15 protein-coding genes and 1 pseudogene are annotated in these 16,595 nt (G+C 38.0%); 13 read left to right on the plus strand and 3 right to left on the minus strand.

From position 1 onward, the window contains the following. The first annotated feature begins 17 nt into the window (after positions 1-17). Complete coding sequence (locus H5R88_RS05120; RefSeq protein WP_182579027.1) at positions 18-2,255, plus strand: RelA/SpoT family protein; 2,238 nt, start codon at positions 18-20, stop codon at positions 2,253-2,255. Between the two features lie 10 nt (positions 2,256-2,265). After that, positions 2,266-2,698: pseudogene (gene dtd / locus H5R88_RS05125) on the plus strand (D-aminoacyl-tRNA deacylase). A 195-nt stretch (positions 2,699-2,893) separates the two neighbouring features. On the opposite strand, the gene H5R88_RS05130 reads toward dtd, so the two are convergent. Further along, a complete protein-coding gene (locus H5R88_RS05130; RefSeq protein ID WP_182579029.1) occupies positions 2,894-3,742 on the minus strand; it encodes a fructosamine kinase family protein in 849 nt (282 codons plus the stop codon). Positions 3,743-4,123: 381 nt separating this feature from the next. On the opposite strand from H5R88_RS05130, the gene aspS reads away from it, so the two are divergent. Beyond that, positions 4,124-5,926, plus strand: a complete 1,803-nt coding sequence (aspS, locus tag H5R88_RS05135) for an aspartate--tRNA ligase (RefSeq protein WP_182579030.1) — start codon at positions 4,124-4,126, stop codon at positions 5,924-5,926. 60 nt (positions 5,927-5,986) lie between these two features. Here the strand turns inward: aspS and H5R88_RS05140 are convergent, their stop codons facing one another. Together H5R88_RS05140 and H5R88_RS05145 are read right to left on the minus strand one after the other, a co-directional pair. Further along, positions 5,987-6,727, minus strand: coding sequence for an amino acid ABC transporter ATP-binding protein (locus H5R88_RS05140; protein WP_269448306.1), 741 nt, complete (start codon positions 6,725-6,727; stop codon positions 5,987-5,989). Then, positions 6,717-8,231 (minus strand): ABC transporter substrate-binding protein/permease, encoded by a 1,515-nt coding sequence (locus tag H5R88_RS05145; RefSeq protein ID WP_182579031.1) that lies wholly within the window; start codon positions 8,229-8,231, stop codon positions 6,717-6,719. The genes H5R88_RS05140 and H5R88_RS05145 overlap by 11 nt, the downstream gene beginning before the upstream one ends. 301 nt (positions 8,232-8,532) lie before the next feature. On the opposite strand from H5R88_RS05145, the gene rpsU reads away from it, so the two are divergent. The 10 genes from rpsU (at position 8,533) to H5R88_RS05195 (ending at position 16,595) form a co-directional block, all read left to right on the plus strand. Then, entirely contained in the window at positions 8,533-8,721 is a 189-nt protein-coding gene (gene rpsU / locus H5R88_RS05150) for a 30S ribosomal protein S21 (RefSeq protein WP_182579032.1), read from the plus strand. Positions 8,722-8,781: 60 nt separating this feature from the next. After that, positions 8,782-9,228: a GatB/YqeY domain-containing protein gene (locus tag H5R88_RS05155; protein ID WP_182579033.1), complete on the plus strand. Its 447-nt coding sequence runs from the start codon at positions 8,782-8,784 to the stop codon at positions 9,226-9,228. A 91-nt stretch (positions 9,229-9,319) separates the two neighbouring features. Then, a complete protein-coding gene (gene bsh / locus H5R88_RS05160; protein ID WP_182579034.1) occupies positions 9,320-10,297 on the plus strand; it encodes a choloylglycine hydrolase in 978 nt (325 codons plus the stop codon). 47 nt (positions 10,298-10,344) lie between these two features. Continuing rightward, positions 10,345-11,583 carry an argininosuccinate synthase gene (locus H5R88_RS05165; RefSeq protein ID WP_182600404.1) on the plus strand — a complete coding sequence of 413 codons (1,239 nt, stop codon included), beginning with the start codon at positions 10,345-10,347 and terminating at the stop codon, positions 11,581-11,583. Next, positions 11,573-12,958, plus strand: coding sequence for an argininosuccinate lyase (gene argH, locus H5R88_RS05170; RefSeq protein ID WP_182579036.1), 1,386 nt, complete (start codon positions 11,573-11,575; stop codon positions 12,956-12,958). The genes H5R88_RS05165 and argH overlap by 11 nt, the downstream gene beginning before the upstream one ends. A 123-nt stretch (positions 12,959-13,081) precedes the next feature. After that, a complete protein-coding gene (locus tag H5R88_RS05175) occupies positions 13,082-13,645 on the plus strand; it encodes a biotin transporter BioY (protein ID WP_182600448.1) in 564 nt (187 codons plus the stop codon). A gap of 4 nt (positions 13,646-13,649) precedes the next feature. Then, positions 13,650-14,630, plus strand: a complete 981-nt coding sequence (locus tag H5R88_RS05180) for a biotin--[acetyl-CoA-carboxylase] ligase (protein ID WP_220477571.1) — start codon at positions 13,650-13,652, stop codon at positions 14,628-14,630. Positions 14,631-14,729: 99 nt separating this feature from the next. Beyond that, the gene (locus tag H5R88_RS05185) at positions 14,730-15,737 is read left to right on the plus strand and encodes a PhoH family protein (protein ID WP_182579038.1); all 1,008 of its coding nucleotides are present in this window, start codon (positions 14,730-14,732) and stop codon (positions 15,735-15,737) included. After that, complete coding sequence (gene ybeY / locus H5R88_RS05190; RefSeq protein ID WP_182579106.1) at positions 15,737-16,216, plus strand: rRNA maturation RNase YbeY; 480 nt, start codon at positions 15,737-15,739, stop codon at positions 16,214-16,216. The genes H5R88_RS05185 and ybeY overlap by 1 nt, the downstream gene beginning before the upstream one ends. After that, the gene (locus tag H5R88_RS05195; RefSeq protein ID WP_182579039.1) at positions 16,200-16,595 is read left to right on the plus strand and encodes a diacylglycerol kinase family protein; all 396 of its coding nucleotides are present in this window, start codon (positions 16,200-16,202) and stop codon (positions 16,593-16,595) included. The genes ybeY and H5R88_RS05195 overlap by 17 nt, the downstream gene beginning before the upstream one ends.

Consider the following 16,595-nt stretch of genomic DNA (forward strand, 5'->3'; position numbering starts at 1 on the left):
TGAAAGGAGGTCGTCCAATGTCAAAAGAAAAGGAATTGACACATGAAGATGTTCAAAAGATAGTTAGTTCTTATATGAATGAAGAACATGTTGCTTTAGTTGAAAAGGCCTATCATTTTGCTGAGGTAGCTCACCATGACCAACGACGCAAATCTGGGGAACCGTATATTATTCATCCTATCCAAGTGGCGGGGATTCTTGCTAATCTTCATATGGATCCAGAAACGGTTTGTGCAGGATATTTACATGATATTGTAGAGGATACTGGAGCAACCTTAGACGATATTAAAGTACTCTTTGGCCCAACTATTGCAATGATTGTTGATGGTGATACAAAGCTCGGTAAAATTCGTTACAAATCAAATAAAGAACAGATGGCTGCCACTCATCGTAAATTATTACTTGCAATGTCAAAGGATATTCGGGTAATGATTGTTAAACTTGCAGATCGTCTCCATAATATGCGAACCCTTAAGCATTTGCGACCTGATAAGCAGCGCCGAATCTCAAATGAAACCCTTGAAATTTATGCTCCAATTGCAGACCGATTGGGTATCAGTACTATTAAGTGGGAGCTAGAAGATCTGTCATTACGGTACTTAAATCCGCAACAATATTATCGGATTGTTCATTTGATGAATTCACGACGCGATCAGCGAGTTGACTATATTGATGAATCAATTAAGTTGATAAAAAAGGCAATTGCGGATTTGGATTTGGGACCGAACGTTGAAATTTATGGTCGGCCCAAACATATTTATTCTATCTACCGTAAAATGGTTACTCAGCATAAGCAATTTAGCCAAATATATGACCTCCTTGCGGTTCGAATTGTTGTTGATTCAATTCGAGACTGTTATGCTGCTTTAGGAGCTATCCATACCAATTGGAAACCAATGCCTGGACGGTTTAAAGATTATATTGCGATGCCTAAGACAAACGGGTACCAATCCTTGCATACGACAATTATTGGACCAGAAGGACGACCATTAGAAGTACAGATTCGAACTCATGAGATGCATGAAATTGCTGAATATGGGGTTGCTGCTCACTGGGCATATAAAGAAGGTAAGACTAATGGGATCCAACAAACTCAGGATAGTCAAAAGCTAAATGTCGTCAAAGAAATCCTTGAATTGCGAAGTGAAAGTCAAGGGACAGACGAATTTATGCAGGGGATTCAGAGTGATATATTTACTGATAAGGTCTATGCATTCACTCCTAAAGGTGACGTAATTGAAATGCCTAAGGGGTCTGGACCACTTGATATGGCTTACCAAATTCATACTGAAGTTGGTAACCATACAACTGGGGCTAAAGTAAACGGACGAATTGTCCCCCTCGACTATGAGATCAAGAATGGTGATATTGTTGATATTTTGACATCACCATCATCAGCAGGTCCAAGTCGTGATTGGTTTGATTTGGTTTCAACTCGGCGCGCTCGTAATAAGATTCGTCAATTCTTTCGTGCACATGATCGGGAAAAGAATATTGAAGAAGGTAAACAACTTCTTGAAAATGAACTTCGTGAAGCAGGATACTCCCCGACCGAATTAATGACTGATGAAAAATGTGAGGAAGTTGCGCAAGAGACTCATTATAATAGTAGTGATGATATGTTTGCCGCATTAGGATTTGGCGATTTGGCCCCCGTTGGAATTCGTAATCGTTTCACTGCTGATATTCGTCAACAGGTGGAAAGCGATCGTCAACAGGCGGCAGAAAAAGCTGTCTTAGAGGATCATCAGACTCTTGAAAAGCCAAATGAACGCGAAAAACAAAAGCAGGCTAAAGCGTCTAGTGAGGGGGTAGTTGTTGAAGGTGTTGACAACCTCCTTGTCCGCTTAAGCCATTGTTGTAGCCCAATCCCAGGAGATGCTATTACTGGCTACATTACAAAAGGCCGTGGAGTATCGGTGCACCGTGATGATTGTCCGAATATTAAAGCTGCCCGTAAAAATGGCGAACGAATTGTTAGTGTATACTGGGCAAACCCAAATGGTGACAAAACAAACTATAATGCTGACTTAGAAGTTCAGGGATACAATCGAAATGGCTTATTAAATGATGTTTTACGTTCCGTAAATAACAGTACTCGCTTCTTAAATTCAATTAACGGAAAAGTTGACCATAATAAGATGGTAACGATTAGTTTGATTATCGGAGTGCGTAATTTGCGACAGTTACAATTGATCATGGATGGTTTAAAGAACATTCCAGATGTGTACGTTGTCAAACGAATTATTCGATAGGAGGATAATTGTGCGAGTTGTTTTACAAAAAGTAAATCATGCAGCAGTGTCAATTGATGATGAAGTTGTTGGTAAAATTGGCCCTGGCTATTTTCTCTTAGTTGGTTTTGCCCCAGATGATACCGAAGAAAAATTAGACTATTTAGTGCATAAAATTACTAATTTACGGGTTTTTGAAGATGAAAACGGTAAGATAGGGGCTCCGAGATGTGAATGGGGCGATTTTATCAGTCTCTCAATTTACCCTTTATGCTGATACTAAGCATGGAAATCGTCCTGGCTTTTCACAAGCGGCTCGTCCTGAGATTGCTGAACCGTTATACAATCTGTTTAATCAGAAATTAGCTGCTACTGGTATCTCTGTTGCAACTGGGCATTTTGGAGCAATGATGAAAATTGATCTTGAAAATGATGGTCCAACAACGATTATTTATGAACGCTAAAAAAACTAAAGAGGCTGAGAGAAAAAACTTTCTCTCAGCCTCAATTGTTTTCACGAACAATAGCAAGATAACGTGGAAAATAATCACAAGACTCGAGTCTAAGTACGAACGCTAATTAACTCGTAACGTGATAATTAGCGTTCTAGCTTAGTCCACCGCCTTGTCGAGGAGATTATTTCCCACTCCCTTTGATTTTTAGTATTGACTTAAAATTTGATCCACCGCACCACCGTAGCTTTCGCCAAATAGGATTAAATGCATGCATAGGTAGTAAAAGCGATACCAAGAAAGACGTTCATTAAGCTGATCATCAAATGGAAAAACGCTGCTATATGCCTGATAAAAACTATTATCGAAACCGCCAAAAACAGTTGTCATGGCTAAATCAAATTCACGATCACCAAATAATGCATCTGGATCGATTAAGTATGGTTTATGATCGCCAGCAAATAAGAAGTTGCCGGCCCATAAATCACCATGAAGAAGACTAGGGATGACTTCATGGTGTTGATAGTAATCAGTAAATTTATTAACCATTTGTTGGTAATGTTCTTGCCGCCATTTATTCCATCGTCCACGTTGGCTTGCGACTTGAACTTCTGGTTCTAATCGCTGATTAATGTAAAAATCAAGCCAACTTGAATTCCAGGAATTATCTTTTACAAGGGCTTTGGTTTGATGATTATCCATAAAGCCGAATTTGTCAGTATGTTGTTGATGCATTTTGGCAACCGCCAAGCCAAGATCTGTTTGCTTACCCCAGGTTTCGTCGAGCCAATTTAAAATTAAATAGGCATCCCCATTAATTTCACCATGATGAAGCGGAGTTGGGGTATTAATAACTTTACCGATCGCGTTAAGACCATTAATTTCATGGTCAAAATAATCTTGCGAATGATTAGGTTGAACCTTGATAAAGTACCGATTTCCGTCAGTAGTTGTGGCTTGATATGCTAAATTAATATCACCACCACTAACTGGCTTAACAGAAGTGATATTTTTTAAAGGAAGGTGCTTAAACCATGCTGTATTTGGACTTACCAATTGATGTTCCTCCTTTATTAAATTACTTTATTTATACCATTTTTAGGTAAGTATTGTTAAATAAAGTTGATTTATAAGGCACTAATTAACCTTAGTATTGACATTTATGAGGGGATCGAGTAAGGTAAAAATGTAAATTAAAGATATTAATAGCTGTTGATAAAGAATGCTCGGGTACTTGAAATTATCAGCGATTGGAGAAAGGTGAGAGCTCCAAATATTTCAGTCTCGATTGACACTTTTGAAGCTGAGCAATACGCTCCGTTGTTTAGACGTTATTTTTGAGTGATACCAAGGTGGTACCGTGCATTTGCACCCTTGTAATTTCAAGGGTGCTTTTTATTTAAACTGCTATTAAAAATTGAAAGAGGTAAGCGGAGAATGAAGAGAACAAATTATGCTGGGGATACAAATGAACAGCAAGTTGGGCAAGAAGTTGTCTTAAAGGGTTGGGTAGCTAAGCGTCGTAACCTAGGCGGACTTATCTTTATTGATTTATGGGATCGGGAAGGAATCGTTCAACTAGTATTTAACGAAAAAGAAAATCCAGAAGCATTTGAAACCGCAAATGCGGTTCGTAACCAATATGTTCTTGAGGTTCAAGGAAAAGTTCAGTTACGGGCAGAAAAAGAAATTAATCCGGATATGAAGACTGGTAAAGTCGAAGTAGCTGTTGATAAGGTTAAGGTATTAGCAAAGTCAGAAACAACGCCATTTGATATTACTGATGGTGTTGATGCTTCTGAAGATTTACGGATGAAGTACCGTTACCTTGATTTACGGCGACCAGAAATGATGCGTAATTTGAAGTTGCGGAGTAAGGTTGCTTCGATCGTGCACAATTACTATGATAATGAAGGCTTTATGGATGTTGAAACCCCTGATTTAACACGGTCAACACCAGAAGGGGCACGTGACTATATTGTTCCATCACGTGTTTACCCCGGTCATTTCTATGCTTTACCACAATCACCACAATTATTTAAGCAATTGTTAATGGCAGCCGGAGTTGATAAGTACTATCAATTAGCACGTTGTTTCCGAGATGAAGACCTTCGTGGTGACCGTCAACCAGAATTTACGCAAATCGATACTGAAATGAGTTTTGCAACTCCTGAAGACATCCAAACAGTTACAGAAGGTTTAATTAAGCGGGTAATGAAGGAAATCGTGGGGGTAGATGTTAAGACTCCATTCCCACGGATGGAATGGCAAGAAGCCATGGACAAGTACGGTTCCGATAAGCCTGATACCCGTTTTGGGATGTTGATTCATGACCTTTCTGACATTGTAAAGGATAGTTCATTTAAGGTCTTTGCTAATACGGTTGCTGATGGTAACTATGTTCGTGCAATTCGTATTCCTGGTGGGGCAGATAAGTATTCCCGGAAAGATATTTCTAAGTATGAAGAATACATTAAACGTTTTGGTGCAAAGGGCCTTGCATGGGTTAAGGTAACTGCTGATGGTTACAATGGTCCAGTTGCTAAGTTCTTAAATGATCAGGTTGCCCAAATCAATGAAGAAATGGATGCCAAAGAAGGGGACTTAATCCTTTTTGTTGCTGGTAGTTTCCATGTTGTATCGGATTCACTTGGCTATCTTCGGCGGGCAATCGCTGAAGAGCTAGATATGATTAAGCCTGACCAATGGAACTACTTATGGGTTGTTAATTGGCCAATGTTTGAATATGATGAAGGCTTTGGAAAGTGGATTGCCGCTCACCACCCATTCACAATGCTAAATGAAGAAGACTTACATTATCTTGAAGATGGGGAAGATCCTCATAAAGCTCATGCTCAAAGTTACGACATTATCTTGAATGGTAACGAGATCGGTGGGGGATCAATTCGTATCCACGATCCAAAGATTCAAGAAAAAGTTCTCAAAGCTCTTGGCTATACAAAGGAACGTGCAGAAGCTCGCTTCGGATTCTTACTTAAGGCCTTAACAATGGGAATGCCACCTGAGGGAGGACTTGCCTTTGGTTTGGACCGATGGGTTATGTTATTAGCTCAAGCTGATAGTATTCGGGATGTTATTCCATTCCCTAAGAACTCGAAGGCAGTTGAACCATTAACAGCTGCGCCTGGTAAAGTTAGTGAACAACAACTTGATGATCTTAAAATTGAATTTGATGAAAAGATTGATTATAAGCTCGATCAAGATCCAGATGAACAATAAATAAAGCAAAAATAATCCTCGTGAAAAGGTACTTGAAGTGTACTGTTCACGAGGATTATTTTATTTCAAAATCTTTTTCAGAAAGTCTTGTGCCCGTGGACTAGTAGGGTGGGCAAAAAATTCTTCTGGATCCCCAGCTTCCTGAATATACCCATCGGCCATGAACCATATTTGGTCTGCTACTTCACGAGCAAACCCCATCTCATGGGTAACAACCACCATTGTCATTCCCGATTCAGCTAAATCGCGCATTACTTTTAGTACCTCATCAACCATTTCGGGATCAAGGGCACTAGTTGGTTCGTCAAAGAGCATCACTGCTGGATTTATCGCAAGGGCCCGCGCAATTGCAACCCGTTGTTTTTGCCCTCCTGACAGTTGATCTGGGTATTGTTGAGCCTTATCGCTTAAACCAACTTTTTCTAGTAGTTCCATCGCAGTTTTAGTTGCTTCTTTTTCATTGATATTTTTTACTTTAACTGGTGCAATTGTGATATTTTTAAGGACTGTCATATTAGGAAAAAGATTGAAACTTTGAAAAACCATTCCCATCTTTTCTCGCAACTGATCGAGTTTTTTATCACTTAAGTCAATCAGATTCTGTCCTTCAAAAAGAACTTGTCCACTTGTTGGTTGTTCAAGTGCATTTAAGCAACGGAGAAAAGTACTTTTACCTGCTCCTGAAGGGCCGATCACACAAATTACTTGACCCTTATCAACATGTTCTGAAATATCTTTTAAGACAATATTATTTTTGAATTTTTTCTGTAAGTTTTTGATTTCAATCATTTTAGTGGACATGTTTCATTCTCCCTTCAAAGTAAAATAAGATTCTGGATAGTGTAAATGTAAGAACAAAGTAGATAATCATTGTGATGAATAAAGGTAAAACCCCTTTATAAGTTGCCGATTGAACTAATTGTGTTTGGTACATTAATTCGGAAACACCAATTACAGAAACTAATGAACTATCTTTCAACAAGGTAATCAATTCATTCCCTAATGCTGGCCAAATATTTTTCAGTGCTTGTGGCATAATCACATATCTGAATGTTTCGTTTTTACTCATTCCTAGGCTGCGGGCAGCTTCTGTTTGACCGAGTGGAATGGATTGGATACCAGAACGAATGGTTTCAGCAACGTAGGCACCAGAGTTTAGTGAAACGGCAATAATCCCAGCGAGGAGGGCCGGAAGCGATTGAATAATTGCACCAATTCCAAAATAAACAAACATGATTTGAACCATCATTGGCGTGCCTCGGAGAAATTCAATGTAGCAAATAGCAATTGAATGAAAGAACTTGTTTTTCGAAAGACGCATTAATGCAAAGAGAGTTCCTAATAGGAAACCGAAAATAACGGATACCACTGTAATAATTAATGTATATTTAATTCCCTTAGCAAAGTAACGCCAATAACTAAGAACGGTATTTTGTTTTTTATAGCTCTTCATGTATTGAGACGCTTCAGGAATCCATTTTTTATTAATCAGCTGTTCCTTATTAACTTTTTTAATCGTTTGGTTGGCGGCGTTGACTAATGAGGTATCACCTTTCGGAAAGGCCATGGCAATTCCACCAGCAGTATTTGGCAATTTTGAATCAAAGGCATAAAGACTTGAATTATTAGCCATATAAGCTTTAGCGGTAGCAGCATCCATTAAAATACCATCATATTTATGTGATTGAAGCCCGATTACTAGGGAAGAAAGTTTAGCAAGACCTTTGCCATTTGCTTTAGGCATTTCCTTTGAAATTAGGGTTGATTGGAGCGTACCGTTTTGTGTCCCCACAGTTTTCCCATTAAAGCTTTTGGCATTAACTAATTTATCTTTATCTCTTTTATTAATTAAGAAGTAACTGTCACCGGAATAATATGTATTTGAAAAGTCAACGCTCTTCTTTCGTTCGGTCGTAACGTTCATTCCAGAGATAATAGCATCGATTTTGCCGGTTTCTAGAGCAACTAGAAGTGAGTCAAAATCCATATTTTTAATAACTAACTTTACACCAAGGTCTTTAGCAAATTGTTTGGCAAGAGAAACTTCAAAACCGACATATTTAGTTTTCCCATTTTCTTTCGTTGTGAATTCGTAAGGCGGATAAGCAGCGCTCATTCCAACAACTAATGTTCCTTTTTGTTTAATTTCCTGCACTGAATCATTACTAGCGGTTTGTGATGGATTATTGCCTGATGAAGAACTGGTTGAACTACTTCCATTAGCGGCTAATGCAGTAATAGGTACGCATAATAATATTGGAAATGCAATTATTGTTAGCAGTAGTAAGCGTTTAAAACCTTTCATAAATAATAGCTCCTTTTAGAATAGTAAGAATTAAATTGATATTGAATATACACTGTAATGCTTATTTATGCAATGTAAAATCGTCAAAAAGAATAAATATTCATATAATTGTATAATGATTGGGAACGATTTCTTGATTTGTAGAGTAGTGAAATAGTAAAAGAATAAGAAATTTAAATTTTTATTTAAAAGTAATGTTGACAGTGTAGGTCATGTTGGGTAAAATGTTTTTTGTAGTGAAAAGGAAGCAGTCTGCCTGCTACCTCGATACGTAACTTTAAGCTCGGAGGGAGGGATCAACATGTCAAAAACAGTCGTTCGTAAGAATGAATCTTTAGACGACGCTCTTCGACGCTTTAAACGTTCAGTTTCACGTAACGGAACATTGCAAGAATATCGTAAACGTGAATTTTACGAAAAGCCAAGTGTAAAACGCAAGTTGAAATCTGAAGCGGCACGGAAGCGTAAGAATAAGCGTGGACGTCGTTAATGAAGTGAATTACTCTCACCTGTATCGGGTGGGAGTTTTCTTGCGTGAAAGAAGGATAAAATGAGCTTATTACAACAATTAACATCAGATATGGTTACAGCAATGAAGAAAAGGGATAAAGAAACCTTAAATGTTGTACGGATGTTAAAAGCAGCGGTACAAAATGAACAAATTGAGCTGGGACATGATTTGGACTCCAACGAAGAACTTGCAGTAGTGTCTCGGGAATATAAGCAACGTAAAGAATCGTTAGAAGAGTTTGAAAATGCTGGACGTGTAGATTTGGTTAATCAGACTAAGAAGGAATTAATGATTGTCGAAAAATATATGCCAAAGCAATTATCTCAAGAAGATATTATTACGGTTGTTCAAGGAGTTATCGCTGAGCTTGATGCTGAAAATATAAAGGACTTTGGACGGGTTATGCGTTCTGTAATGTCTAAAGTTAAGGGGAAAGCAGAAGGAAAAGTTGTAAATAAAATTGTAAAAGAACAGTTGAGTAAATAACAGAAGGTGCAATTAGCTACATAGCATGTCCTGCTATGTAGCTAATTGCACCTTCTGCTTTTTAAATTTAATATACTAGGGGGAATTTTTTATGTGTACATCAATTATTTATACTGCCGGAGATAAGTATTTTGGTCGAAATCTTGACTTAGAGGTGGGGTTTGGTCAAAAAGTAGTTATTACACCGCGTAATATGCCATTAGAATTTCGTGAAATGCCACGACTTGAACATCATTATGCTATTATTGGAATATCAATTGTTCGTGATAATTATCCATTGTACTTTGATGGGATAAATGAAAAAGGAGTTGGGATGGCAGGCCTCAATTTTGATGGCCCTGCTCATTATTTCCCGGCTCAAAAAGGAAAAGATAATATTGCTGCTTTTGAAATCATCCCATATATTCTTGCAAATGCGGCATCAGTAGCTGAAGCAAAGAAACTGCTTGCCAATGCAAATATTACTAATGCTAATTTCTCAGACAAATTACCAGCGTCTCCTCTTCACTGGCTCATTGCTGATAAAACGGGGGCGTCAGTAACAGTTGAGTCAACTATTAAGGGCCTAAGCGTATATGATAATCCGGTTGGCGCTTTAACAAATAATCCAGAATTTCCTCGTCAATTAGTAAATCTTAGTAATTATCGTAGTATTTCTCCGGCTACTCCGAAGAACACAATTGCACCTGAACTTAATTTACCAGTTTATAGTCGTGGCTTTGGTAGTCATTTTCTGCCTGGTGGTATGGATTCAGAAAGCAGGTTTGTAAAAGTAACTTTTACTAAAATGCATGCCCCAGCTGGTAATTCTGAAGTAGAAAATATTACTAATTATTTCCACATTCTTCAGTCTGTAGAGCAACAAAAGGGATTAGATGAGGTTGCACCAGATACTTTTGAATATACGATTTACTCTGATGGTTCAAATCTATCAAAGGGCATTTTTTACTACAAGACTTATGACAATAGTCAAATTAATGCAGTTGATATGCATAAGGAAGACCTTGAATCAACAGAATTAATTACCTATCCCGTTCAAAATGAACAAGTAATTAACCAACAAAATTAAATATTATTTTATTGAAACTCTTTTTATGCACAAATATTTTGCAATTAATGCATAAAAAGAGTTTTTTTGAAAAAATTGTTTTAGCTTATTCTGGTGGTTTAGATACTTCAGTGGCAATTGCGTGGCTCAAAAATAAGGGGTATGACGTAATTGCATGTTGTATTGATGTAGGTGAAGGTAAGGATCTAGAGGCGATTAAATCAAAGGGTCTCCAAGTTGGTGCATGGAAGTCAGTAGTAATTGATGCTAAGCGTGACTTTGCCGAACAATTTGTATTGCCAGCACTTCAAGCCCATGCAAGCTATGAGCAAAAGTACCCGCTAGTTTCAGCGCTTTCTCGTCCGTTAATTGTTCAAAAATTAGTTGCAGTTGCCAATCAATATGGTGCAACTGCCATTGCCCATGGATGTACCGGAAAAGGAAACGATCAAGTTCGATTTGAGACAGGCATTCATGCTTTAGCGCCAGATATGAAGATTGAAGACCCAATTCGGGATTGGCACTGGTCACGGGAAGAGGAAATTCAGTATGCAAAAGATAATGGGATCCCGGTTCCAATTACTAAAGCTAGTCCTTACTCGATTGATGAAAATTTATGGGGACGGGCAAATGAATGTGGAATTCTTGAAGATCCATGGGCAGTTGCACCTGCTGATGCTTATGACCGGACAGTTTCAATTGAAGAAGCACCTGATACACCAACTACAATTGAAATTGCTTTTGATGAAGGGGTACCCACAGCAATTGACGGTGAAAAAATGCCTCTTGACCAGTTAATTATGAAGCTTGATCAATTAGCTGGTAGTCATGGGATTGGACGGATTGACCACGTTGAAAACCGGCTTGTTGGTATTAAATCACGGGAAATCTATGAGTGCCCAGCTGCAACTGTTTTATTAGCAGCACATAAAGATTTAGAAGATTTGACCCAAGAGCGTGAAGTAGCCCACTTTAAACCATTAATTGAACAAAAGATGAGTGAGATTATTTACAATGGACTTTGGTATTCACCACTAATGAAATCCTTAGTTGCTTTTATTGAGGAATCACAGGCAGTTGTTAATGGAGTAGTAAGAGTTAAACTATTTAAAGGCAATGTAATTTGTGAAGGTCGAAAATCACCAAACTCACTTTATGATAAAAACTTAGCAACTTACACTTCTGCTGATGAATTTGACCAAGAAGCTGCTAATGGCTTTATTAAGCTTTGGGAATTACCCGATAAAGTCTATGCTCAAGTACAAAATAAAAAGAAGGTAAAGGAGAATACAAGCGATGCCTATTAAGAGAATGTGGGGTGGTCGGTTTGAAGAAGCCGGTGACCAACTAGTTAATCAATTTAATGCGTCAATCAGCTTTGATCAAGAAATGGCTCAAGAGGATATTGAGGGATCATTAGCTCATGTAAAAATGTTGAGAGAAACAAAAATCCTATCAGCAGATGATGCTGACAAAATTATTGCTGGCCTCAAAAAATTACGCGACCGATTAACTAGTGAAGGACTCCCATTTTCGATTGACAATGAAGATATTCATATGAATATTGAGGCATTGCTAACAGAAGAAATTGGCCCCGTTGCCGGTAAACTTCATACTGGACGGAGTAGAAATGACCAAGTAGCAACTGATTTTCACTTATATGTAAAGCGGCGGTTACCCATTATTATTAATGAATTGAAGAACTTGCAAGCAAAATTGGTTGATAAGGCAGCCGAAAATGTTGAAACTATTATGCCCGGGTACACTCATATGCAACATGCTCAACCAATCTCTTATGGGCACTATCTTATGGCTTATTTCCAAATGTTTCAGCGGGATGTTGAACGTTTTGAGTTTAACCGGCACCACACGGATTTATCACCACTAGGATCGGCTGCTTTAGCGGGGACTACTTTCCCAATTGACCGGCAACTAAGTGCAAAGTATTTGGGCTTTGCTGAATCATATCATAATTCATTGGATGCTGTTTCCGATCGGGATTTTGCCCTTGAGTTTTTAAGTAATGCAAGTATTCTAATGATGCATTTATCACGGCTATGTGAAGAATTAATTTATTGGTGTAGTTATGAATTTGGCTATTTAGAATTGGCAGATTCATTTTCTACCGGTAGTTCGATTATGCCCCAAAAGAAGAATCCTGATATGGCAGAACTAATTCGTGGTAAAGTTGGGCGAGTTTATGGTGATCTTTTTAGCTTATTAACGACTATGAAGGGGCTTCCCCTTGCTTATAATAAGGATATGCAAGAAGATAAGGAGGGATTATTCGACGCGGTGAAGACGATTCTTCCAAGTATCAAGATCATGATCGGGATGATTACCACCCTTCAAGTAAAAAAAGAAGCAATGGAACATGCAACTCATCATGACTTTTCCAATGCCACTGAATTAGCAGATTATCTTGCTACTAAAGGAATTCCATTTAGGGAGGCGCATGAAATTGTTGGTGAGTTAGTATTGAAGGGCCTCAAGACAAGAACAAATCTTGTTGATATTCCATTAGACGAATATAAAAAGATTTCTCCTAAAATTGAAGAAGATGTTTACACTTACTTACAACCTAAAGTAGCGGTAGAACGACGGAATTCTTATGGGGGAACTGGTTTTGATCAGGTTCGTCAACAAATTAAAGATGCTAAGAAGCTTTTAGAAGGTAAATAATTTAGAAATTAGAGACTACAAAATACTTCAGTGGTCTCTAATTTTTGGTTCAATAGTAACCCTAATATTGAATTAAGGGTTATTATTGAATATAATTAATGCAAAAATAAAGGATTCACGATGATGATTAAGGAAAAGATAAGTTTATCAATTCACGAAATGACTGTTGTTGCCATGATGGTTGCAATTATTGCTATCTTAGGAGTTTTACCAGGAATTCCATTGGGATTTATTCCTGTCCCAATTATTTTGCAAAACATGGGAATCATGATTGCTGGAGAATTACTTGGACCAAAATTAGGGACAATTGCTGTATGGCTTTTCTTATTCCTAGTTGCCCTTGGTTTTCCCCTGCTTTCAGGCGGACGGGGTGGAATGGTGACAATATTAGGCCCAACAGGTGGATACATTCTTACCTGGTTATTTGTCCCATTATTGATTGGTCTTAGCCTAAGATTAGGTTGGCGTTATGGGATAGTGGAGTGGATAACTGAATTTCTTATTGTTTGGTTATGGGGTGCAATTTTTGTGGAAGGGGTGGGAGCAATCTGGCTGGCTAACCAATTACGTACCACTTTTATTCCTGCTTTAGCGTCCAATATTTTATTTGTTTTTGGTGATACAATTAAAGCACTTATGGCCGTATCAATTACTCGACGGTTACGGCATATTAAGGTTGCTAGTTAAGGAGATGGTTAGAGTGCTTCATTCAACTGCACAGAAAATTTTATTGCAATTACTTTCAGAACCGGATTCATGGGTTTCTGGAAATGACTTAGCAAAGCAATTTAATATTAGTCGTGAATCTGTTTGGAAGGCCATCAATAGTTTACGAAAGGCTGGGAACAATATTGTAGGTCGTAAAAATCTGGGATATCACTTTGTTGGAAATTCGCAATTGAATGCTGACATTATTGATTTTTATACTCATAACCACTTTGCTAATCGTCTTTACGTTGAAGATCAGGTTAGCTCAACTCAAAGTATCGCTAAAGCATTTTTGAGTCACCACCTAATTACTGCGCCAACGGTATTTATCGCTGATCATCAAACTGCTGGTTATGGAAGACAGGGACGGTCCTTTTATTCTCCAGCAACAACTGGATTATACTTTAGTATGATTTTACCTAGCCCAACGGACAGACCGTTAGAAGCGGGGTTAATGACAACGACTTTTGCAGTTTTAATTGTGGACGTTCTTAAACAATTTTTCCCTGCTCAAGACTTCCAATACAAATGGGTTAACGATATTTATTTAGACTATAAAAAAGTCGGTGGAATTTTGACCGAGGCAGTAGTAGACCTTGAATCAAGGACAACGGCATCCTTAGTGGTAGGAATTGGTTTGAATATAGCTACAAAAAAATTTCCAAAGGGCCTTAAAGATAAAGCAACGGGAATAGCACCCGCAGATCGCAATCTTTTGGTCAGTCGGCTTATTGAGGCGATTGCTAATAATTATTCAGACTATGATAATCCACAGTATCTTGAGCAATATCGCCAAGGCTCAATGATTTTAGGGCAGAAGGTAGACTTGCTAGTAAATGGTGAGGTAATTACTGGAATTGCTAAAAAAATAGAAAATGATGGTTCGTTAACAATTGTCCTGGCAGACGGAAAAATGAAAACTTTTAATAGTGGGGAAGTAGTTAAAGTTAATTTTGAAAAATAACTCAAATCCCTTAGGGAAGCTTGCAGTAGTGAGGTTAAAGGTGATCTATGATATAATTATTATTAAATAAAATCTGCTAAATTAAAGGAGATTGTATAGGTGGGAGAACAAAAAACGATTGAACAAACTTTTCAAATTGAAAGTCCAGAAATAGAAGTTGGCTTATTAGGAACGCAGGATAAGTTTGTGAGCCTAATTGAACAAGGAATGGATGTTGAGATCCGGCCATTTGGTGAAGATCTTAAAGTAAGTGGGCAAGAAGAAGATGTTAAACTTACGATTGATGTATTTCGTGCGCTTATTTCATTGTTAAAACAAGAAATTCAGATCCATAGTACAGATATTGTTAGTGCAATGAAGATGGCACATCGAGGCACCTTAGAATATTTTGCTGACCTTTATAGTGAAACGATTATTAAAGATCGTCGTGGAAGGGCTATTCGGGTAAAGAATTTTGGTCAGCGGCAGTACGTTAACGCGATGAAACATAATGATATTACCTTTGGAATTGGACCTGCTGGGACAGGAAAAACTTATCTAGCAGTAGCAATGGCTGTAGCATCCTTAAAGCGGGGTGAAGTGGAACGGATTATTCTAACGCGGCCAGCAGTTGAAGCTGGTGAAAGTTTGGGCTTTTTACCAGGCGACCTTCGTGAAAAAGTAGATCCTTATTTACGACCAATTTATGATGCACTAAATGATATTTTTGGTGCTGATCATACTCAACGGTTAATTGATCGGGGAATTATCGAAATTGCGCCCCTCGCTTATATGCGGGGACGAACTCTTGATGGAGCATTTGTGATTTTAGATGAAGCCCAAAATACAACTAACGCTCAGATGAAGATGTTCCTTACTCGTTTGGGCTTCGGTTCAAAAATGGTTATTAATGGGGATATTTCACAAATCGATCTTCCTCATGGAACTCGCAGTGGCCTTGTAAACGCACAACGAATTTTAAATAACATTAAATCAATTAAGTTCGTTAAATTTAGTGCGGAAGATGTTGTTCGTCACCCAGTTGTAGCGCGGATTATTACCGCTTATGAGGACCAAACGTCAAAACGATTAGCAGAAAAAGATAAAGAGAAAAAAGAGGAAAAATGATGGATCTGGAAATTTTCGATCAAACAACAGCACAGCTTCCAAATGAACAATTGAAGATGGTAAGTGACTTATTACAGTATGCTGCTAGAGAACTATCTTTATCAGAAAATACTGAAATGTCCTTAACATTTGTAAACAATCCGGAGATAAAAAAATTAAATGCCCAGTATCGTAATGTTGACCGGGCAACCGATGTTTTAAGTTTTGCTGCAGAAGAAGTGGGGGATGAAACACCAATTATTATGGATCCAGAAATGGTCGCTGAAATTCCCGCTAATCTTGGTGACTTGTTTATTTCTATCGATAAGGTAGCGGAACAGGCAAAGTTTTTGGGCCATTCAGTTGATCGAGAGTTAGGATTCTTAGCTGTTCATGGTTTTCTTCACTTAAATGGATATGATCATGAGGAACCGGCAGATGAAGAAAAAATGTTTAAATTACAACGGGAGATATTGGACGGCTATGGACTCACGCGATAAACATCAAACGGAGAAAAATCATCACTTAATTCAAGCAATGCGCCATGCAATCGATGGAATTATCCAGGTATTACGTGAAGAACGTAATATGCGGTACCATCTTTTGGCTGCCTGTTTGGCCATTATTATGTCGGCCTTACTGCATATTTCAGCAATGGAATGGTTATGGATTTTATTGGCAGTCTTTGTTGTTTTTACATCTGAATTTCTTAATACTGTTACCGAAGCTGTTACAGATTTGCTTGTTGACCACCATTACGAATTAAATGTAAAAAAAGCTAAAGATGTGGCGGCTGGTGGGGTACTGATTTCAGCGATATTTTCAGTTTTGGTGGGACTAATTATTTTTATTCCCCGTATATTAGCAATTATTAGATAG

It is taken from the genome of Limosilactobacillus agrestis, from assembly GCF_014145585.1.
In the GTDB taxonomy this organism is placed as follows: domain Bacteria; phylum Bacillota; class Bacilli; order Lactobacillales; family Lactobacillaceae; genus Limosilactobacillus; species Limosilactobacillus agrestis.

Coding starts and splice junctions, on each gene's coding strand:
- H5R88_RS05120 (WP_182579027.1), top strand. CDS start 18: ATGTCAAAAGAAAAGGAATTGACACATGAAGATGTTCAAAAGATAGTT.
- aspS (WP_182579030.1), top strand. CDS start 4,124: ATGAAGAGAACAAATTATGCTGGGGATACAAATGAACAGCAAGTTGGG.
- H5R88_RS05140 (WP_269448306.1), bottom strand. CDS start 6,727: ATGTCCACTAAAATGATTGAAATCAAAAACTTACAGAAAAAATTCAAA.
- H5R88_RS05145 (WP_182579031.1), bottom strand. CDS start 8,231: ATGAAAGGTTTTAAACGCTTACTACTGCTAACAATAATTGCATTTCCA.
- rpsU (WP_182579032.1), top strand. CDS start 8,533: ATGTCAAAAACAGTCGTTCGTAAGAATGAATCTTTAGACGACGCTCTT.
- H5R88_RS05155 (WP_182579033.1), top strand. CDS start 8,782: ATGAGCTTATTACAACAATTAACATCAGATATGGTTACAGCAATGAAG.
- bsh (WP_182579034.1), top strand. CDS start 9,320: ATGTGTACATCAATTATTTATACTGCCGGAGATAAGTATTTTGGTCGA.
- H5R88_RS05165 (WP_182600404.1), top strand. CDS start 10,345: ATGCATAAAAAGAGTTTTTTTGAAAAAATTGTTTTAGCTTATTCTGGT.
- argH (WP_182579036.1), top strand. CDS start 11,573: ATGCCTATTAAGAGAATGTGGGGTGGTCGGTTTGAAGAAGCCGGTGAC.
- H5R88_RS05175 (WP_182600448.1), top strand. CDS start 13,082: ATGATTAAGGAAAAGATAAGTTTATCAATTCACGAAATGACTGTTGTT.
- H5R88_RS05180 (WP_220477571.1), top strand. CDS start 13,650: ATGGTTAGAGTGCTTCATTCAACTGCACAGAAAATTTTATTGCAATTA.
- ybeY (WP_182579106.1), top strand. CDS start 15,737: ATGGATCTGGAAATTTTCGATCAAACAACAGCACAGCTTCCAAATGAA.
- H5R88_RS05195 (WP_182579039.1), top strand. CDS start 16,200: ATGGACTCACGCGATAAACATCAAACGGAGAAAAATCATCACTTAATT.